We start from the raw sequence: 19,781 nt of genomic DNA, 5'->3' as shown, positions 1-19,781 counted from the left end.
TTGAAGCAAGGGGGAGGAATTTTTCTCTACCCACTGACGATGAGTCACTCTTTAAAGCCGCTGGTATAATACCGGCAGCCGCGCCTCGTAGTCCGGGTTCCCTCTCCGTGCACGCGAAGGCGCAAAGGCGCGAAGTCATTCTGATCGCTGTTTTTTCAATCCGCATGGCGGCTTACCCTTCATCATGCTTTCGCGTCTTCGCGTGAAACACGGTCGCAATGACGGCAAGGCCGCGCCTCGTAATGAAACTGCATCAGCCGACCAGCTTCAACAATTCCTTCACCGCGTTGTCGGCGCCGTCGGCTATCTGGCTGATGGTCGATTCCAGCATGTAGCAGGGGGCGGTGACCAGTTTGTTGGCGGCGTCCACCACCACCTCGCATGGCCCGGTCGGCTTGTGTTTGCCGCCCATCTTTTCGATGGTTTGAGCCGTGCCGTGGTCATGGCCGATGGTGACTTCGGCGCCGGCCAGCAGTTTAGCCATCATCGCCGGCGCGATGCACAGGGCGGCGATGGGCTTGCCGGCGGCGTGAAAGCCTTTAACCACGCGGGCAACCTCGTCGTTGACCGAGCATTTTGCGCCGTCGAAGGCGAGGGTGCATAAGTTCTTGGCGACGCCGAAACCGCCGGGAAAGATCAGCGCGTCGGCGTCCGTCGCGTCAAGCTCGCTCAGGGGCTTGATCTTGCCTCTGGCGATGCGCGCCGATTCCCGCAAGACGTTGCGGGTCTCGTTCATTTCCGCGCCGTTCAAATGGTTGATCACATGGTGCTGGTCGATGTCGGGGGCATAGCATTGATACGCCGCGCCCCGGCGGTCCAGCGCCAGCAGGATGAATGTCGATTCGTGAATCTCGGCGCCGTCGAAGACGCCGCATCCGGAAAGAACTACCGCCACCTTCGGCTTTGTCTTCGTCATCATCATTACTCCAGGTCCAGCGCCCGCTTGTAGATATCCAGTATTTGTTGCTGCTCGCGGCGGGCGGATTGGTCCATTTTGCGGAGCCGCACGATCTGGCGCAGCACCTTTACATCGAAGCCCGATCCCTTGGCCTCGGAATAAACTTCCTTGATATCGGCGGTCAGCACGGCCTTTTCTTCCTCCAGACGTTCGATGCGCTCGACGAATGAACGCAGCCTCTCCACCGGCACGCCACCGACTTCAGTCATCATTGTTTCCTTTCGCGGGTTTGAATGTTTTTCGCAAGCGGAGCATAAACGCCCTGAACCCTCGTGCGCAAGCGGTCGGCTCACGATGTCGGTTTAGGTTGCGCGGCGTCGGCGGATCAAGGAACATAGGGCCGTTGAAAAAGATGGGACTATAAAGTGGCCGTATACAATCTTGAGCGCATCAGCATTCTTTTAGTCGAGGACAATCGCTATGTGCGCAATATCCTGGAGGATTTATTGCGCCAGTTCCGCTTCGGTCGGATAATAACCGCATCCGACGGCGCCGAGGCCATTGAGTACCTCAAGACCGCCTCGCCGCTGCATGGCGGCCAAGGCCTGGATTTGATTGTTTCGGACTACCTGATGGCGCCGATCAACGGACTTTTGCTCTTACGCTGGGTCCGTAACTCCAAGGAATCGCCGAACCGGCTGATGCCGTTCATCATCCTGTCCGGGGCCGCCGATAGGGATAATGTCTGGGCGGCGCGTGATCTGGGCGTGACCGAGTTCTTGGCGAAGCCGTTCTCGTCGGTGGCGGTTTATAGAAAATTTCTTGAAGTGATTGATCACCCGCGTCAGTTCGTCGCCACCCATAATTATTACGGCCCTGATCGACGGCGAAAAAAGCTCTCGCCGCCGGGCGAGGAACTCCGCATGATGAAAGACGATGATGTGGTCATCGTCTATTCCGCCGATAAGGTGGTGAAACCGAAGAAGCCGACGGATGTATGGTATTTCCGTCTGCCCAACAGCCTTAAGGGGAAAGCCGGCGGCGTCGACAGCGGCCCCGGCGAGTTGCCCAACGATCTGCTGAAAGAAGCGGAAACCCAGTTGCAGCGGTCTTCGCTGGACTTCACCGAATGGGCGCTCCAGTATGTATCACAGCTTCAAGATCTGTGCACCGAGGCCTTGATGCAGCCGGGAAAACGCACTATTTACTTCGAGAAAATCAATATGCTGGCTCACGAACTGCGCGGCCAGGGCGGAACCTTCGGCTACCCCCTGGTCAGCGTTGTCGGCAAGATGCTCTACGAATGCACAGGGGTACGCTGTCCCGAGAACGACAGCGCCGTCGAGATTGTCAAGTCTCATGTGGATATCATGCGTGCGGTGCTTCGTGATAAAATCGCCGGCGACGGCGGGGAAGTAGGACGTCAACTCCTTGCGGCCCTCAAGCAGGCTGTCGAAAAACACTCTGTAGTGGAATAGGAAAATGAAAGACACCGATGATGCCGTGGATCGCCGAACCGACAGCGAACTTGAGGCGGGGATTGAGCGCCGGATGGAGCTTCGTATCCTCAGGCTGTGGTGGGACGCCCGCCGTGACGACGAGTTTCCATCTTTTGAAGTCATTTCCAAACAGGAATTAGACCGCCAGTGGCCGGCCATCATCCTGCTTGCCGTACCCGACGACGGAGGTGAGCCTGTCTTTGAGCGCATCGGCGAGGACTATGCCGCCGGCGCCGGCGACGCCCTTATCGGAAAACCATTTTCCGAAGCGGAGGAGGGAACGACAATTCGGCGTATATTTGATTATTACGGCGAGGTCATGGAAAAAAAGGTTCCCGTGACCGTGAGCGGTGAAATCCCCGGCGAGAACGGCGACTTGCTTTGTTATCGAAGCATTATTCTTCCTCTGGGCAACGATATAAAAACCGTCAATTTCCTCCTCTGCGCCGCATCCTTCAGTAAACCGTAAAGCACGGGGCGGCGGAAATAACGACCCGATATGATGAAATGCTGGCAGAGGCCGTCGCCCGCCATCAACAGGGGCGGCTCGCCGACGCGGAGACGCTTTACCGGCAAGTTATAGACGCCAGACCGGATGATGCGGCGGCTCTCGGCAATCTCGGCGTCGCGTTGAGGGGGCAGGGCAAATGCCGAGAGGCGATCATCTGCTGTCGCCGGGCATTGTCCGTTGAGCCGATGAAAGCCGGGCTTCATTTCAATCTCGGCAATGCCCTCAAGGATCTCGGCGATCCCGGCGGAGCCGTGGACGCTTTCCGCCGCGCCCTGGAAATCGACCCCGGATATGTGGAGGCGCTGAACAATCTCGGCGACGCTTTAAGTGCTTTGAATCGTCCCGATGAGGCGGTCGATTGCTTTGAACGCGCCCTGGCGATTGATCCCCGACGAGCCGATATTCTTAACAATCTCGGCAACGCCCTCAAGGACAGCGGCAGGGCGTCTCAAGCCGTGGATTGCTTCCGCCGCGCCCTTGAGTTCGCTCCCGCCGTTACGAAAACCCTCAACAACCAGGGCAACACCTTCCTGGAATTGGGAAGGACGGAGGAGGCGGAGAATTGTTTCCGGCGTTCGCTGTCCATCGACCCTGATAACGCCGAGGCCCATTGCCTGCTTTCCTTCGTCCTGCTGGACAAGGGAGAATTGGCTCCGGGGTGGGCGGAAAATGAATGGCGCTGGCGGCTTGAGGACTACCTGCCGAAGATAAGGCATTTTCCCTTTCCCGCCTGGGACGGCTCGCCGCTGAAGGGCAAGTCGATCCTTTTGTGGTCCGAGCAGGGCATCGGCGACGAGGTCTGCTTTTCCGGCATGGTTGCCGACGTTATCGCCATGGGCGCCCGCTGCGCCATTGAGTGTGAGCCGAGGCTGGTCGGCCTGTTCGCCCGCTCGTTCCCCGCCGCCGACGTCCATGCCCGTCCTTTCAGGCGGGCGGAGACCGGCGGGGAGGCGTTCGATTACCAACTGCCGATGGGAAACCTGCATCGTTTTTTCCGGGCTTCATTGGCCGATTTTCCCGAACGCCGGAGCTTCCTTGTCGTGGACCGGGGCAAGCGTAAGCGGTGGCAAAAACGCTTGTCCGCCCTTGGCCGAGGTCCGAAGGTCGGCCTTTCCTGGCGCTCCGGGCTGATGACAAGCACGCGCCGCCTTTATTTTGCAAGGATCGAGGACATGGGGCCGCTGCTGGGGCGGGACGGTACGATTTTCGTAAACCTGCAATACGATGAATGTTCCGCCGAAATCGCCGAGGCCGGCGAGCGTTTCGGCGCGACCATTCACACATGGGATGACGCCGACCTGATGAACGATATCGACGGCGGCGCGGCCTTGACCTCGTGCCTGGACGCCGTGGTTACTCCAATCACCTCCGTTTATGAAATATCCGGGGCGTTGGGGATTCCGACCCACGCCTTTCACCCCTTCAAGAAGTGCGACGTGTCCTTCGGAAGCGGCGGCGTTCCCTATTACCCGTCGGTGCGTCTTTACCGGCAGAAGGCTCATGGCGACTGGGGGGGCGTGTTCGAGGATATCGCCGGGAATCTGCCATGAGCGCATTGGCGAAGGCGATTGAGCTTCACCGTGCGGGTTTTTCTTGTGTCTCGTACATTTTTGCGCGATATTTTGTTCATGAACGGACGCGAATTCATAGCTAAGGCAAAGAAGCTGGGTCGCAAGAGCGGCATTCTCGTTCACTTCGACCAAACGAGAGGAAAGGGCAGCCACGGCACTCTCTATTTCGGCGACCGCTTCACTGTGGTGAAGGATCGCAAGAAATCACTCAAGACCGGCACCCTTCACGGCATGTGCAAACAACTCGGGATCGACCCGAACGATCTTTAAGGAACCTCGATCATGAAGACCCGTTACTGTTACCCTTTTGACCTTCACAAAGAGAGTGAAGGCGGATTCTCGGTCACCTTTCTCGACTTCGCCGAAGCCATAACCGACGGAGATACCGTTGACGAGGCTGTCGCGGAAGCCGCCGATTGCCTGGAAGAGGCTCTTGCAGGCCGTATCGTGCGGCGTGAGGATATCCCGCCGCCCAGCCCTGCCAAGGGCCGCCCCACGGCGGTTCCCGGCGCAGTCTTGGCCGCCAAGGTTGCCCTCTACGAGGCCCTGCGGAAGGATCGTCTTTCCAACAGCGCCTTCGCCGCCGCCATGGGCATTCAGGAGAGCGAGGTGCGACGGATTCTTGACCCGAAACACGCAACCAAGATCAGCAGGCTGGAAGAAGCCCTTGCTCGCTTCGGCAGGCGTCTGGTGGTTACCGTGGAAGAAGCGGCCTGACATTAGGGATATCGCCGGGAATCTGCCATGAGCGCATTGGCGAAGGCTGTTGAGCTTCACCGTGCGGGAAGGCTGGCCGAGGCGGAACGCGCCTATCGGCGAATACTCGACAGCGATCCTGACAACGCCGACGCCCTGCAACTTCTCGGCGTCATCGCCAATCAGGCCGGTCGGCCGGCGGCGGCGGCGGAGCTTATCAGGAAGGCCCTTGCCGTTAATCCCGGCCATGCCGACGCCCATTGCAACCTGGGCGCCGCCCTGCTGGAGCTGGGAGACTTGCGGGGCGCGGACGCCGCCTTCCGCCGCGCCCTGGAGATCAACCCCGCCATTTCCGAGGCCCTGAACAACCTGGGTAACATTGCGCGGCAACAAGACAGGCCGGAAGAGGCGGCGGAAAATTACCGGCGCGCCTTGCAATACGCCCCCGGTATCGCCGAGACTCATTCCAATCTGGGCGTCGTCCTGCATATCATGGGCCGTTTCGTTGACGCCGAGGCCTGTTTCCGGCAGGCCTTGAAGATCAATCCCGACAACGCCGAGGCTCATGCCAATCTGGCCGCCACCCTGTTGCAAACGGGCCGCCTGAAAGAAGGATGGGCGGAGAATGAATGGCGGTGGCGAAAAAAGAATTTTCCCTCCCCGGCGCGTAATTTCCCCCAGCCGCGTTGGGACGGCTCGCCGCTGGACGGCAAAACGCTGCTGCTGCACGCCGAACAGGGATTCGGCGATACCATTTTGTTCATTCGCTACGCTCCTCTGTGCGCCGAACGAGGGGGCCGCGTCGTCGTTGAATGTCAGCCACAGTTGAAAAGACTGTTGACCGGCGTTGACGGCATAGATGAGTTGGCGGCGCAGGGCGAACAGCTTCCCCCCTTCGACGTTCACCTTCCGATGGCAAGCCTGCCCTTGATCTTTGAAACTACGCTTGATTCCATTCCCCCATGCTCAGGCCACATCAAGGCCGATCCAGCGCTGTGCGAAGAATGGCAAGGCCGCTTACCCAAGATGCAGGGACGAAAGATCGGCCTCGTCTGGCAGGGCAACAAGGCGCAGAAGAAAGACCGGACCCGCTCGCTGCCGTTGACGATGCTGGCGCCGCTGCTGGAGATTCCCTCTATCTCCTTCGTCAGTCTTCAGAAGGGCGACGGCGAAGATCAGATCGGCGCTCACCGTCTGGCGAACCCGGTTTCCGGGATCAATGATTTCGCCGACACGGCGGCGATCACCATGCTTTTGGATTTGGTGATCTGCGTGGACACGGCGACGGCTCATCTGGCGGCGGCGCTCGGCAAGCCGACATGGGTGCTGCTGGAACATGTTCCCGACTGGCGTTATATGCAGGACGGCGAGACTTCGCCGTGGTTCCTATCCATGCGCCTGTTCAGGCAAAGCGCGCCCGGCGACTGGAAGGGAGTCGTCGCGGATGTGAAACGCGCTCTCGGCGCTTAAAAGAAGATGATGTCGGCGCCTACAGCAGCTTAACCATGGCGGCGACGGCGGCCACCGCTGCCGCCAGCATGGCGCCCATCTTGATGGTCAGCCGCATTTCCATTTTTTCCATATCGGAGCGCAAGGCGGCGATCTCCATTCGGATATCCCGTAAATCGCCCTTGGTAACGAGTTCCTGGCTGGTCGCATCGGCGAAGGCTTTGGCCGCCGCACGCGCCTGTTGCAACGTAAAACCGCCAGCCTCAAGGTGTTCTGCGAATTTCAGCGTGTCGAAGGTAATGGTCGTCATGCCCCAAATATGCGCCTTTTTGACCGGGTGGTCAACGGCGACACGGAATTAACGGAACCTCCCCCGGCGCTCCGCCGGTGGTGGAATACTAGAAGTGAAGCGCCTCGCCTTTATGATTCCCTGAAGATCATCATTTTCGGGGGGCTAAATGCGACCGAAACAGCAGCAGAGGGCGCGGCATGACGAGAGAGGGAAAGCTGAATTTCTTGTTTACGTCAGCCCACTGACGTATTGAATAGTGGGGTGACTGATCCGAACGGAGAGAACATGTCGAGCGAGAGCGCCGCGCCGTCCGTTCCCGAGCTTCCATTGGCGTCGGAGTGGGCGCTGCCGAGCGGTTTTAGCAGCGCTGACCTCTCGTCGCCTCGGCTGGCGGCATTTCCACCCGAGGTGGGATGGGCGAACGTCGGCTTCCGACCGCTGGGCCAAGGAGCGTTCGTTCTCGAAACTCAGAGCCGGTTCCATGTTCCGGTCACGGTCGGAACGCGAATTCTGTTTGACGAGCCGATTCTGGCGCTACGGCTTCCATCGTCCGGGTGCGCCCGGATTCGTCATCCCGGCAATCCTACCCTGGAAGAATCAGCAGGGACCTACAACATCAGCCTCGTAGCCGATCCCGCCTGCTTGATCGATCATCAACCGGGGACCCACGATACCCTGACCGCCGTGTACACGGTCGGGCGCTTGCGGACCATGTTGGACGGTCAGCGGACGTCCGGGCCGATCCGGCGTTTCCTTGACGGACATTCCGACAATTTCGGCGCGGCCGGCCGTGCGTCGGCCACATTGCACCGCATTGCCGCTCAGATTCGAACGCATCCATACGAGGGGGTGATGGCGTCGCTGTATGTGCAGGGCAAGGCATGTGAACTGATGGCCGAGGTGCTGACCGACCTCGCCGGCGAGGAGAAACTGGCCACCCGCACGCTGTCGGCTGATCGGCGCCGGGCGCTTGCCGCACGGGATATCCTGATGGCTAACCTCGCCGCTCCGCCTTCGATCAGTGATCTGGCGCGGCAGGTCGAGTTGTCGCAGCGGCGGCTCAACGAAGTATTTCACGACTTGTTCGGAGCCGGCGTGTTCGTCTGCCTGACACAGTGGCGGCTCGACCATGCGTGCGACCTGCTGGCGCGAGGCGATCTGTTGGTCAAGCAGGTGGCGCATCGGATGGGCTATGCCCATCTCAGCAACTTCACTCACGCCTTTACCCGCCGCTTCGGCACACCGCCGACCAAATGGCGCTCGAAGAACGGCTCCGGGCGCCACTTTGGCGAATCTCCATAACATTTTCGGCATTTCCTCATAAACCGCCACGCTTTCCTTATTGGTTATTATGGTAGACGGTGGATCACATTATTGGTTATGCCATTTACGGGATGCTGGAGGGTTGACGGTAATGACTGATCGCGTAGAGTGGTCGGACGATCTCCTTACCCATGTTGATGAGATTGATGACGATCATAGGAAGCTGTTCGTCTTGGCGAACAACGTATTCGCATCCGTCGTCTTGGAAGACGGCGCCGTCAATCAGACTCTTGGAGAACTGTGGACTTACACCAAGACCCACTTCGGTCGTGAAGAAAAGAGCATGACGCGAACCGGATATAGCAAACTTGCGGCCCACAAGAAGGAACACGACGATTTGTTGCTTGAGCTTAAGTACTTAACTGATCGCTTGATGGAATCAGGCCCAGGGGTGATCGGAGACGATGTCGCAAGTTTCCTGGGAAAATGGCTCAATGACCACATCATGGGCTTCGACAAGTCATACGCAAACTACCTTCGCGCCTCTGGACAAGTGAATCTGTGACATCCCATCGCGGGAATTAGTGGAACCACGGACGAGCGCGGATCAAATCTAATCTCCCCCAACCCCTCCTTGGTAAGGAGGGGAAAGGAGTTCCTCCCCTTACGAAGGGGAGGTCAGGAGGGGTTAAATTGCGCGAATAACAATGCCGCCGATATCCGTGTCCATCAGCGTTCATCCGTGGCCCGAAATTTACTTCCCCCCCGGCGCTCCGCCGGTGGTGGAATACTCGAAGTGAAGCGCTTCGTCGGGATGGACCAGCGGGTAGGCGGCGTGGGCGGCGACGGCGGCCTCGGCGAAGCCGCACAGAATAAGCTTGAGCTTTCCGGGATAGGAGGCGATGTCGCCGATGGCGAAAAGGCCGGGTTTTCCCGCCGAATAGTCGGCGGGGTCAACCTTGATGTAATTGTGGTCAAGGTTAAGTCCCCATTCGGCAATCGGCCCCAGAGTTTGCGACAGGCCGAAGAAAGACAGCAAGGCGTCGGCGCCGAGGCGTCTTTCGTCGCCGTCCAGGCTTCGTGCAACAACTGTCTCGATCTGCCCGTTTGAACCTTCCAGCGCGGCGAGTTGGTAGGGCGCCACCAACTCGATGACGCCTTTGTCTATCAATTCTTTCAGCTTGTCGGCGCTGCCGGGCGCGGCGCGAAACTTGACCCGTCGGTGGATAATGGAAACTCCGGCGGCGATATCGGCCAGCGACAAGGCCCAATCCACCGCCGAATCGCCGCCGCCGGCGATGACCACCCGCTTGCCTTTGAAGTCCTCGCGGCGCTTGACCATGTAGTGGACGGACTTGCCCTCGAAGGCCTCGATCCCTTCCAGCGGCGGACGGTTGGGGCCGAAGGCGCCGACGCCGGCGGCGATGAACACCGCCTTGGCGTTGATTGCAACGCCGGTGGAAGTTTCCAGCCGCCATCTTGCGTCGTCCGCAGGCTCCAGTTTCACCACTTGCTGGCCCAGGTGAAAAACGGGGGCGAACGGCGCCGCCTGCTGCTCCAGCTTCTGCACCAGATCGCCGGCTAAAATCTTTGGATGTCCGGGAATATCATAGATGGGCTTTTCGGGGTACAGCGCCCTGCACTGGCCTCCCGTCGCGTCGAGGACATCAATGACATGGCAGCGCATTTTCATCATTCCGCACTGGAAAATGCTGAACAATCCGGCGGGGCCGGCGCCGATAACCGCCACGTCCGTGCGATGCGAAGTATTTGTCATGGTTTCCTGCCTTTGAATTATCATATGGTAGGTCAGATCGGAAAAGAAGCGGGATATGACAGATCACATCGAGTTGGACCTGACCGACGAGGCGGCCACCGACCGTCTGGCCGTCTGGCTTGCCGGCATGGCCCGCGTCGGCGATGTCATTGCGCTGCGCGGCGAGTTGGGATGCGGCAAGACCGCCTTTGCCCGCGCCTTCATCCGGGCCAGGGCCAAGAGGCAGGAGGAAGTCCCCAGCCCCACCTTTACCCTGTTGCAAACCTACGACCTTGACGGCGGCATGGTCCATCATTTCGATCTTTACCGCCTGAACGCCGCCGAGGAAGCCCTTGAACTGGGCATCGAGGAGGCTTTCGCCGAAGGCATATCGCTTATCGAATGGCCGGAGCGCCTCGGCGGGTTTCTTCCCAAGGTCCGCCTTGACGTGGCCCTGGCCTACGCGGAAAAACCGGAGGCCCGTCATTTGACCCTTACCGGCTATGGCGATTGGCCGGATCGCCTGAAGGAACTAATGTGACTGACCGCTACGCCCATATCGCCGCTTTTCTGGCCGCCAATCATTGGGGCGGAGCCGAGATCGCGCCTCTGGCCGGCGACGCCTCGTTCCGCCGCTATTTCCGTCTCGTCGAAGGGGACAGAAGAGCGGTGCTGATGGACGCGCCTCCGCCCAAGGAAGACGTGCGCCCCTTTGCCGACTTGTCCCGGCACTTGCGCTCGCTGGGCCTGACCGCTCCTGAAATCCTCGCCGAGGATTGGCAGATGGGCCTGCTGTTGCTTGAGGACCTGGGGGACGACACCTATACCCGTGTTCTGGCCACAGGCGGCGATGAGCGGGCGCTCTACCGATCGGCGGTGAACGTGTTGATCCATATTCATCGCTATCCAAAGGACGAAGCCGTCCCTGATCGGCTGCCCGCTTATGACGATGACAGGCTGCTGGATGAAGCATGTCTGCTTACCGACTGGTATATGCCGGCCATGCTCGGCGAACCGACGCCTGATGAAATCCGTGACGCCTGGTGCGAGGCGTGGCTTTCCGTATTTCCCATCGTTCACGCCCAGCATCGCACCCTGGTGCTCAGGGATTACCATGTGGACAACCTGATGTGGCTGCCGGCGAATGACGGCGTGAAGGCCTGCGGGCTGCTCGATTTCCAGGACGCGCTGTCGGGGCCGGGAGCCTATGACCTGATGTCGCTTCTCGAAGATGCGCGGCGTGACATCGACCCGTATCTGGCGAGCGACATGATTGATTATTACCTGAACGCTTTTCCCGGCTTTGACGAGGATGACTTCCGGGCCGTATTCGCCATCCTCGCCGCGCAGCGCCACGCCAAGGTGATCGGCATCTTTACCCGGCTTTGCGTACGCGATGCAAAGCCCGCCTATCTGGCTCATATTCCCAGGGTGTGGAGACTCCTTGAGAAGGCTCTGCGACACCCGGCGCTGGCCGCAGTCGCCGAATGGATTGACGTCTACATAGCCAAGGACAAGAGAGGCGTCCCGCCATGCCGATAAGACCGAAGCGGGCAATGGTGCTGGCCGCCGGACTTGGCTTACGCATGGGTTCGATTACCGAAAAACTGCCGAAACCGATGGTCACGGTGGCCGACAGGACGATTATTGACCGGGCCATCGACAGGCTGGAGGAGGTCGGCGTGGAGACGGTGGCGGTCAACCTTCATTACCTCGGACATATGATCCGGCGGCATCTTGAAAGACGGCCTTCTCCGCAAATATTGTTCTCGCCCGAGGAAGAACGCCTGGAAACCGGCGGCGGCGTAGCCAGGGCCTTGCCTTTGCTCGGCGGACGACCGTTCTATGTGGTCAACGCCGACGCCTTATGGCTGAACGGCGAGGGGGAGGGGGCGCTTTCCCGTATGGGCAAGGCCTGGGACGGGCGACGCATGGACGGGTTGCTGCTTCTTAACTCCACCGTCGATGCTCACGGTTACGACGGCGTCGGCGATTTCACCATTAATCAGAACGGCGCCCTCTCGCGGAGACCGGAGGCCGGAGTCGCGCCCTATCTGTTCGCCGGCGTACAAATTCTCCATCCCCGCCTGTTTGCAAATGTTCCCGAAGGGCCGTTCTCCCTCAACCTCATTTACGACAGGGCGATCAGCAAGGGGCGCCTGCACGGCATTGTCCATGACGGCGAATGGTTCCATATCGGCGACCCCGAAGGCCTGGCCGAGGCCGAGGCCTTCATGCGCGGGATAAAAAGGGGATGAGCGGCGTTTATACGATCCCCGCCGGCGTTTCTTTTGTTGATGCTCTGGCGGCGGGGATTGTGTCCGCAAGCGGAAAAACTCCCGAGGAATTGACGGATGTTGAGGTTCTGCTGCCGACGCGGCGCGCCTGTCGCGCGCTGGGAGAAGCCTTCCTCAGGCTGAACGAGGGAAAGCCGATGCTGTTGCCCAGGATGACGCCGCTGGGCGATATCGACGAGGATGAACTGGCGCTGACCGGCGGACTTGACGAAATGCCGGGAGGACTCGACATTCCTCCCGCCGTTCCCGGTCTGCGCCGCCAACTGTTGCTGGCCCGGCTGGTTATGGCCTTCGAGGGCGTTGACGCCGCTCCCGATCAGGCATGTCGTCTGGCTGCCGAATTATCCCGCTTTCTTGATCAGGCGCATACCGAGCGTCTGTCTTTTGCGCGGCTGGCGAAACTGGTTCCCGATGAACTGAAGGAATTGGCCGATCATTGGCGGATCACCCTGAAGTTTCTGAAAATAATCACCGAGCAATGGCCTTTGCTTCTTGACGAGGAGGGATGCCTGGACCCGGCGGAGCGCCGCAACCGGCTGCTGGAGGCTAGGGCAGGCGTCTGGCTCAGGAATCCGCCGAGCCATCCGGTTGTCGCCGCCGGTTCCACCGGCTCCATCCCCGCCACCGCCGACTTGCTCAAGGTGGTGGCCGGGCTGCCGTCGGGGAAGCTGGTCCTTCCCGGTCTTGATGTGAACATGGACGACCTCTCATGGCGGACGCTGGGGCCGTCCCATCCCCAGTTCGGCATGGCCCGCCTGCTTGAACATCTGGGCGTCGGGCGCGGCGATGTCACCGATTGGCCCGCCTTTGACAAGATCGGCGTCGCGCCCGGACGCAGCCGTTTGATAAACTCGGCGCTCAGCAGTCCTGAGACCACGGGCGAAGTGGTTGCCGCTACGATAACGCCGGCCGATATCGACGGAATTATCCGCATCAACGCTCCCGATCCGCAGGCCGAGGCCGGGGCCATCGCCCTGATGATGCGTCACGGCCTGGAAACGCCGGGGCGCACGTCCGCCCTGGTGACGCCGGATCGGTCTCTGGCGCGGCGCGTCGCCGAGGAACTGCGCCGGTGGAATATCCATATTGATGATTCGGCGGGCAGACCCCTGGCCGAGACTCCGCCGGGGGCGTTCTTAAGGCTAACGGCGGAAATGGCGGCGGAGGATCTGGCGCCGGTGGCGTTGCTTTCGGTTCTCAAGCATCCGTTGGCGGGGGGCGGATGGAGCGAGCCTGACTTTCGCGTCTGGGCCAGGAAACTGGAGAAACATCTGCTGCGCGGACCTCGACCGGGACCGGGCGTCGCCGGACTGCGCGCCGCCGTGGCCGCGACGCGCCACAATGCGTTGAGCCGAGGCCGCGACAAAACCGCCGAAGACCTTGACGCGCTGTCGCCGGGGCTGGATGTCCTTGAACAAGCCGTCAAGCCGTTTGCCCGTCTGATGGACGAGGGATCGACTTCGCCCGGCGACCTGTTAAAGGCTCATATCGCCTTTTCTGAAACCCTGGCCGCCACCGCCGAAGAAACCGGCGCCGAACGATTGTGGCGCGGCGCCGACGGCGAAGCGGCGGCGGGGTTCATCGCCGAACTGGGCGAGAACATCGGCGTTTTTTGCGTCGGCATGGACGGGAGGCGCTACCCGGCCTTTTTCGACTCGCTGATGGCGGGGCGCGTGGTGCGGCCCGCCTTCGGAAGCCACCCCCGGCTTTATATCTGGGGCAATCTTGAAGCGCGGCTGCAACATGCCGATGTCATGATTCTGGGCGGTCTCAACGAAGACACATGGCCCCCGGAAGCGCGGCCAAGCCCGTGGATGAGCCGATCCATGCAGAAGGACTTCGGTCTTCCAGCGCCGGAACGCCGCATCGGCCTTTCCGCCCACGACTTTGTGCAGGGGATATCGGCGTCTCGGGTCGTTCTGACCAGGGCCGAACGGATCGGCGGCGCGCCGACGGTCCCCTCCCGTTGGCTGCAACGAATCGACAACCTGCTGGAGGGAGCGGGACTTGCCCATGCCCTTGAGCCTTCCGACGATTGGCTCGGCTGGGCGAGGGGGCTGGATGATCATGGCGGGCCGCCGACGCCGGTCGGGCAACCGAAATTCAGTCCTCCGCTAAGCGCCCGCCCACGGGAACTGCCGACGACAGAGATCGAAAAGCTGATCCGCGACCCTTATGCCGTTTATGCGAGGCGGATTCTTCGCCTCCGGCCTCTTGAGCCGATTGACGCCGACCCCGACGCCGGACAACGGGGAAACGTCATCCATGAAATTCTGGATAAGTTTGTCCGCGCCTGGCCGAACGAGATGCCCGATGACGCCGAGGACAGGTTGATCTCCATCGGGCGCGAAGTCTTCGCCCGGTTGATGGCGTGGCCTATCGTTAGGGCGCTGTGGTGGCCGCGCTTCGAGCGCGTCGCCCATTGGTTCGTCGGCTGGGAGCGCGAGCGCCGGGCGAGCGGCGTCAAGACGGAGGGAACCGAGGTCGAGGGAGATATCATCCTCGATCTTGCCGGAGGGCCGTTCACGCTGAAAGCGCGGGCCGACCGCATCGACCGCCTGAAGGACGGAACCCTTGCCGTTATCGACTATAAAACCGGCAGCAACCCCAGCGGCGCCCAGATGGAAAGCGGCCTGGCGCCGCAACTTCCCCTGGAAGCGCTGATCGCCGAAGCCGGTGGGTTCAAGGCCATCGGCAAAGCCGACGTTTCCGAGCTTGTTTATGTTCTCGTCTCGGGAGGACGCGAACCGGGAAAGACTGCACGGCCCAAATTGGAAAGCGGCGTTCGCAACCTGATCGACAAGAGCCGGGCCGGACTCGTGCGTCTGCTCGGCTGCTACGACATGGAAAAGACGCCTTATCTGTCGCGGGTGCGGGTTCAGTACGAGCGCCATGAAGGCGACTATGACCATCTGGCCAGAGTCAAGGAATGGGGTCTCGGCGACGGCGGAGAACAAGAATGAGCGGGCGGGACGGGGATGATTTCGGCGGCGTCGCCAACCAGCGTATGGCGGCCGACCCTAAGGCCTCGGCATGGGTGTCGGCCAACGCCGGAACCGGCAAGACCCATGTGTTGATCGACCGCATTTCGCGGTTGCTGCTTATGGGGGCCAAGCCGGAACGATTGCTGTGTCTGACATTCACCAAGGCGGCGGCCGCCGAAATGGCCAACCGGCTTAACAAGCGCCTTGCCGAATGGGCGCGCGCCTCCGATGGCGAACTGAAAGATTCTCTTCGCGCTCTCACCGGGGCCGCCAAGGCGCCGGATGATCCGGCCCCGGCCCGACGCTTGTTCGCGCAGGTCCTGGAGTCGCCCGGCGGCTTCAAAATCCGCACCATCCATAGTTTTTGCGAATCGCTGCTGGGCCGCTTTCCTTTGGAAGCCGGGGTGTCTCCTCATTTTTCGGTGCTTGACGAGCGGACCGCGAGCGAACTTATGGAAGAGGCCCGTGACCGATTGCTCCTGACAACCCAACGCCCCGGCGGCGAAGACATTGCCGCCGCCCTCAAGGTATTGGCCGGAATGGTCGGCGAGGACGGCTTTGCCAAACTGAAAAAGGAACTTGCCTTTCGGCGCGGGCGGTTCGCCAAACAGCAACATCGCGTCGGCGGCATTGACGCCATGATCGACGCCGCCTATGCGGGCTTCGGCCTGACTCCGGGAGAAACCGAAGCGGCGGCAGTCGCCATGGCCGTCGCCGACGGCGCGTACAACGTACAAGGTCTGCGTTCAGCCGCCGCCGTCCTGGCCGGGGGTAAAAAGACCGATAAGGAACGTTCATCCATCCTGATCTCATGGTCGGCAATGAACGCGCAAGACAGGGCGGCGACGTTTGTCACTTTGTATATGGGCGGCTTTCTCACTAAAGAAGGCGAACCACGCGATAAACTGATAACCAAGGATTTGGCGGCGGCCAATCCGCAGGCGGAGGAAGCCCTGCTTATTGAGCAGGGCAGGGTCGCCGAGGTCGGCAAGCGCCTTCACGCCGTCCGCGACGCCGAGACGACTTCGGCGCTTATTCGGTTCGGCGGCGCTCTTTTGGCGGAATACGAGGTATTGAAAAGCGCCCGCGCCCTGCTCGATTATGACGACCTGATTCTTAAAGCCGCCGGATTGCTTGAATCCGACGGCGGCGTGTCCTGGGTCCACTTCAAGCTCGACGGCGGCATCGACCACATTCTTATCGATGAGGCGCAGGACACCAGCCCCGAGCAATGGGAAGTCATCCGCCGCCTCGCCGATGATTTCTATTCCGGCCTCGGCGTCAGGGAACAAGACGAGCGCACCGTTTTCGCCGTCGGCGATGAAAAGCAGTCCATCTACAGCTTTCAGGGCGCCGCCCCGGAAGGATTTCGCCGCATGTGCGCGTATTTTCGTGAAAAAACGACGAACGCAGGCCGCGCCTGGCGGGAGACGTCGCTGATTCAGTCGCATCGTTCGACTCCGGATATCCTTGGGGCCGTTGACCGGGTGTTCGCCGTTGCTGAGGCCGCCGACGGACTGCGCGGCGAGGACGAAGAAATTCGCCACCACGCCAAGCGAACAGGCCATGCCGGGCTGGTCGAGGTCTGGCCTGTCGTCAAGCCGGGGGAAGTTGCCGACGATACGGCATGGGATGATCCCGTTGATCGCGTCGGGACGGACGCGCCGGCGGTGATCCTGGCCGGCCGCATCGCCGATGCCATACGCCGCTGGATCGACGATAAAGAAGAACTGGTTTCCGCCGGTCGCCCCATCCGTCCCGACGACATTATGATTTTGGTGCGCAAACGCGGGACGTTCGCCGACGCCATGATCCGCGCTCTCAAGGTCCGCAACGTGCCGGTCGCCGGCTCCGACCGCATGAAACTTACCAAACAGTTGGCGGTCATGGACTTGATTTCTCTCGGCGGTTTCGCCCTTATGCCCGAAGACGACCTGACCCTGGCCGAAGTGCTGAAGGGGCCGTTCATCGGTCTTGATGACGAGGCGTTGTACGGGATCGCCTATCAGCGTTCCGGTTCATTGTGGCGGTCGTTGCGGGAAAAGGCTTCTGATGAAGCCGCCTTTGCAAACGCCGCAGCTTATCTGAAGGATATCCTCAGACGCGCCGACTACGCCCCGCCTTTTGAGTTTTTTGCCCATGTCATGGGCGCCAAGGGCGGACGTCGGGCCATTCTGTCGCGCCTCGGTCATGAAGCCGCCGACCCTATCGACGAATTTCTGAGTCTGGCCCTTGATTTCGAACGCACCCACACGCCTTCGCTTCAGGGCTTTCTTAACTGGATCGCCGCCGGCGAAACCGAGGTCAAACGGGACCTGGATATCGGTCGCCCGGAGGTTAGGGTTTTGACCGTGCACGGCGCCAAAGGGCTTGAGGCCAACGTGATCTTTCTGCCCGACACCTTCTCCGTTCCGGATCAGAGAATGGAGGATTATATCTTGTGGGGTGAAAATACGCCCCTGTGGCCCGCCGATAAATCCACCGAGCCGGAAGCCTGCCGCACCCTGCGCGAGGCGGTTCGTCGCGTCGGTCGGCAGGAATATAACCGCTTGCTTTACGTCGCCATGACCCGCGCCCGCGACCGTCTTTACATCTGCAGTTTCGCCGGCGCGAAGCAGGCGGAAACGGGTCCGCCCCAGGGATGCTGGTATGACATGGCGCGTGCTTCGATCGCGGGCTGCGGGAGCGCCGTCGAGGTTCCCGTCATCGGCTTTGATGAACCGGGGCTGCGTCTGGCTTCGCGGCAGGAGGCCGCCCCCAGGGAGAGCGGCGGCGGGCGGCGCCCCGTTGCCGAACCTTCGACGCCGCCGGCATGGGCCGTAGCGCCGCCGCCGCAGGAACCGACGCCGCTCAGGCCTCTAATCCCGTCACGCCCCGAAGGAGAAGAACCGGCTATGCGCCAACCCTTGGGCGTTGACGGGATTGCGCGCTTTCAACGCGGGCGATTGATCCATCGGCTGCTGCAAAGTCTTCCCGACCTTGATCCGTCAAGGCGCGCCGCCGCCGCCCGCCGCTACCTGAAAATGCCGGTCCATTGCCTGAATGACGCGGAGCAGGCCGAGATTGCCGATGAGGTCATGGCGGTGCTGGAGCATCGGGAATTTGCCCCTCTGTTCGGGCCGGGAAGCAGGGCCGAGGCGGCGATCAGCGGCGAGGTATTCGGCCATGTGATCTCGGCGCGGGTGGACCGCCTGCTTGTCACCGGCGAAGCGGTAAGCGTTATCGACTACAAGACCAACCGCCTAATTCCCGAAAATGAAAATGACGCGCCGGTTTACTATCTCAGGCAAATGGCCGTCTACCGTCAGGCGCTCGGCCTTATTTATCCGGGCCGCCCGGTGCGCTGCCTGCTGCTCTGGACCGACGGGCCGCGACTGATGGCTCTGTCTGACTCATTGCTGGACAGGCACGGCGGCGTGTAGCGCCTTGCGGTAGAGCATTATCCGACCAAAGCACGGACCGTTTCGATCGGCATAAGCATGACGCGCTCGCCCAGAGGAGAGCGGACGAACCCATGGCCTTTGTAGAAGTTGGCGGCGTCATCGTTGATCGCATGGACGATGACGCCGCGCACGCCTGCAATCTCGGATGCGGCAAGACAACGCCGCAGCGCGTCCGCCAATAGCGCCGATCCCAGCCCCCGGCCACGCCATTTCGCATCCACGGCCAACCGGCCGATCAGCAGCAGCGGGACCTGCTCCGGACTTCCGCTACGCAGTTTCGCGGAGGGGAGAATCCGGCGCTGTTCGAGCGCTGTGGAGATTGAAAAATAGCCGACGACGCGCTCCGGCTCATCCCGTGGACAGACCACATAGGTGCGGGCGGACAAACCTTCGCTCGCTTGCGCCCTCTCGCGCAGCCACTGATCAAGCGACGGATGGACGCCGTTTGTGAAACGCGAGACGTCATGCCTCGGGCCTAGCGGCTCCGGCGCGCTCAACGGCGGCGATGCTGCACTCAGGCTTCCCAGGACGTCTTCCGGTTCAACCGGGCGCGGGCCTCGGCGGAAGGCTCGGGTGGCGCATCGAGCATGGCGAGAAAGCGCGTATGAGCCTTCTCATCCAAAAAGAAGACGCGCTGGTCGAGGAGGGTTTCCTCGGCTTGGTGACGGGCGCTCTCCAGCATGAACTCCGACAGCTTCTGCCCGCGCAAGGCGGCCGCGTGAACGAACAGCGCCTTAGTTTCGGCGGAAGCGCGGATCTGGATCACGTCGTTCTTGAGTCGCGTGGTTGCGGGCATGGCGGTCTCCTAATCTCGACGTGACCAGACTAGTGTATGTACAGACATTGTCAATACATAAGTATGGGGAAGGTCCTGACGGCGGAGCGCCTTGCGGCGGACACGTCTTATAAGTTATCCTCCGCGCCCCTGGATGAGGCGGCATAGCCTGATCGACCGAATTTATTTCCAGAGGAGAGGTGCCGGAGTGGTCGAACGGGGCGGTCTCGAAAACCGTTGAACTCGCAAGGGTTCCGAGGGTTCGAATCCCTCCCTCTCCGCCATTAACTTCCCGAAGGACTGAGGTGGTCCTACTTGTTTGGACAGTTCGGCGGCGAAGTTAAGGT

19 protein-coding genes and 1 tRNA gene are annotated in these 19,781 nt (G+C 61.0%); 14 read left to right on the top strand and 6 right to left on the bottom strand.

The features are described 5' to 3' along the window. Positions 1 to 253: 253 nt before the first annotated feature. Complete coding sequence (locus A3H92_01705) at positions 254 to 916, bottom strand: isoprenoid biosynthesis protein ElbB (GenBank protein ID OHC74737.1); 663 nt, start codon at positions 914 to 916, stop codon at positions 254 to 256. Positions 917 to 921: 5 nt separating this feature from the next. Further along, on the bottom strand, positions 922 to 1,167 hold the full coding sequence (locus A3H92_01700) for a hypothetical protein (protein OHC74736.1): 246 nt from the start codon (positions 1,165 to 1,167) through the stop codon (positions 922 to 924). A gap of 156 nt (positions 1,168 to 1,323) precedes the next feature. Here A3H92_01700 and A3H92_01695 point away from each other — a divergent pair, with 156 nt between their 5' ends. The 6 genes from A3H92_01695 (at position 1,324) to A3H92_01670 (ending at position 6,645) form a co-directional block, all read left to right on the top strand. Continuing rightward, positions 1,324 to 2,376, top strand: coding sequence for a hypothetical protein (locus A3H92_01695; GenBank protein OHC74733.1), 1,053 nt, complete (start codon positions 1,324 to 1,326; stop codon positions 2,374 to 2,376). Positions 2,377 to 2,380: 4 nt separating this feature from the next. After that, a complete protein-coding gene (locus A3H92_01690; GenBank protein OHC74732.1) occupies positions 2,381 to 2,866 on the top strand; it encodes a hypothetical protein in 486 nt (161 codons plus the stop codon). A gap of 38 nt (positions 2,867 to 2,904) precedes the next feature. Beyond that, a complete protein-coding gene (locus A3H92_01685; GenBank protein OHC74731.1) occupies positions 2,905 to 4,458 on the top strand; it encodes a hypothetical protein in 1,554 nt (517 codons plus the stop codon). Between the two features lie 78 nt (positions 4,459 to 4,536). After that, complete coding sequence (locus tag A3H92_01680; protein ID OHC74735.1) at positions 4,537 to 4,749, top strand: hypothetical protein; 213 nt, start codon at positions 4,537 to 4,539, stop codon at positions 4,747 to 4,749. Positions 4,750 to 4,761: 12 nt separating this feature from the next. Then, entirely contained in the window at positions 4,762 to 5,196 is a 435-nt protein-coding gene (locus tag A3H92_01675; GenBank protein ID OHC74730.1) for a hypothetical protein, read from the top strand. Between the two features lie 27 nt (positions 5,197 to 5,223). Next, positions 5,224 to 6,645 carry a hypothetical protein gene (locus A3H92_01670; protein OHC74729.1) on the top strand — a complete coding sequence of 474 codons (1,422 nt, stop codon included), beginning with the start codon at positions 5,224 to 5,226 and terminating at the stop codon, positions 6,643 to 6,645. Positions 6,646 to 6,664: 19 nt separating this feature from the next. On the opposite strand, the gene A3H92_01665 is transcribed toward A3H92_01670, so the two are convergent. After that, entirely contained in the window at positions 6,665 to 6,934 is a 270-nt protein-coding gene (locus A3H92_01665; GenBank protein OHC74728.1) for a hypothetical protein, read from the bottom strand. A gap of 390 nt (positions 6,935 to 7,324) precedes the next feature. On the opposite strand from A3H92_01665, the gene A3H92_01660 reads away from it, so the two are divergent. Both A3H92_01660 and A3H92_01655 read left to right on the top strand, forming a co-directional pair. Continuing rightward, positions 7,325 to 8,218 carry a hypothetical protein gene (locus A3H92_01660; protein ID OHC74727.1) on the top strand — a complete coding sequence of 298 codons (894 nt, stop codon included), beginning with the start codon at positions 7,325 to 7,327 and terminating at the stop codon, positions 8,216 to 8,218. A gap of 112 nt (positions 8,219 to 8,330) precedes the next feature. After that, entirely contained in the window at positions 8,331 to 8,744 is a 414-nt protein-coding gene (locus A3H92_01655) for a hypothetical protein (protein OHC74726.1), read from the top strand. Positions 8,745 to 8,933: 189 nt separating this feature from the next. On the opposite strand, the gene A3H92_01650 is transcribed toward A3H92_01655, so the two are convergent. Beyond that, the gene (locus tag A3H92_01650) at positions 8,934 to 9,956 is read right to left on the bottom strand and encodes a ferredoxin--NADP(+) reductase (GenBank protein OHC74734.1); all 1,023 of its coding nucleotides are present in this window, start codon (positions 9,954 to 9,956) and stop codon (positions 8,934 to 8,936) included. Positions 9,957 to 10,011: 55 nt separating this feature from the next. Between A3H92_01650 and A3H92_01645 the strand changes: the two genes are divergently transcribed. From A3H92_01645 to A3H92_01625, 5 genes are read left to right on the top strand one after another with little or no spacing between them, the layout of a single operon-like run. Further along, positions 10,012 to 10,476, top strand: a complete 465-nt coding sequence (locus A3H92_01645) for a tRNA (adenosine(37)-N6)-threonylcarbamoyltransferase complex ATPase subunit type 1 TsaE (GenBank protein OHC74725.1) — start codon at positions 10,012 to 10,014, stop codon at positions 10,474 to 10,476. Continuing rightward, complete coding sequence (locus A3H92_01640) at positions 10,446 to 11,477, top strand: aminoglycoside phosphotransferase (GenBank protein ID OHC74724.1); 1,032 nt, start codon at positions 10,446 to 10,448, stop codon at positions 11,475 to 11,477. Before A3H92_01645 ends, A3H92_01640 begins: the two co-directional genes overlap by 31 nt. Continuing rightward, on the top strand, positions 11,468 to 12,193 hold the full coding sequence (locus A3H92_01635; protein ID OHC74723.1) for a mannose-1-phosphate guanylyltransferase: 726 nt from the start codon (positions 11,468 to 11,470) through the stop codon (positions 12,191 to 12,193). The genes A3H92_01640 and A3H92_01635 overlap by 10 nt, the downstream gene beginning before the upstream one ends. After that, positions 12,190 to 15,195, top strand: a complete 3,006-nt coding sequence (locus A3H92_01630) for a double-strand break repair protein AddB (protein ID OHC74722.1) — start codon at positions 12,190 to 12,192, stop codon at positions 15,193 to 15,195. The genes A3H92_01635 and A3H92_01630 overlap by 4 nt, the downstream gene beginning before the upstream one ends. Further along, positions 15,192 to 18,638, top strand: a complete 3,447-nt coding sequence (locus A3H92_01625; GenBank protein ID OHC74721.1) for a double-strand break repair helicase AddA — start codon at positions 15,192 to 15,194, stop codon at positions 18,636 to 18,638. The genes A3H92_01630 and A3H92_01625 overlap by 4 nt, the downstream gene beginning before the upstream one ends. A gap of 17 nt (positions 18,639 to 18,655) precedes the next feature. Here A3H92_01625 and A3H92_01620 read toward each other — a convergent pair whose 3' ends face one another. Beyond that, complete coding sequence (locus A3H92_01620) at positions 18,656 to 19,177, bottom strand: GNAT family N-acetyltransferase (protein ID OHC74720.1); 522 nt, start codon at positions 19,175 to 19,177, stop codon at positions 18,656 to 18,658. Beyond that, on the bottom strand, positions 19,174 to 19,455 hold the full coding sequence (locus tag A3H92_01615) for an antitoxin (protein ID OHC74719.1): 282 nt from the start codon (positions 19,453 to 19,455) through the stop codon (positions 19,174 to 19,176). Before A3H92_01615 ends, A3H92_01620 begins: the two co-directional genes overlap by 4 nt. Positions 19,456 to 19,628: 173 nt before the next feature. Between A3H92_01615 and A3H92_01610 the strand changes: the two genes are divergently transcribed. Continuing rightward, positions 19,629 to 19,718: transfer RNA gene (locus A3H92_01610), tRNA-Ser, on the top strand. Positions 19,719 to 19,781 lie beyond the last annotated feature (63 nt).

This window comes from Rhodospirillales bacterium RIFCSPLOWO2_02_FULL_58_16 (assembly GCA_001830425.1).
Taxonomy (GTDB): Bacteria; Pseudomonadota; Alphaproteobacteria; order Rhodospirillales; family 2-02-FULL-58-16; genus 2-02-FULL-58-16.
The sequence above is the reverse complement of the archived record's forward strand: the minus strand, read 5'-3'. Positions and strand labels throughout refer to the sequence as shown.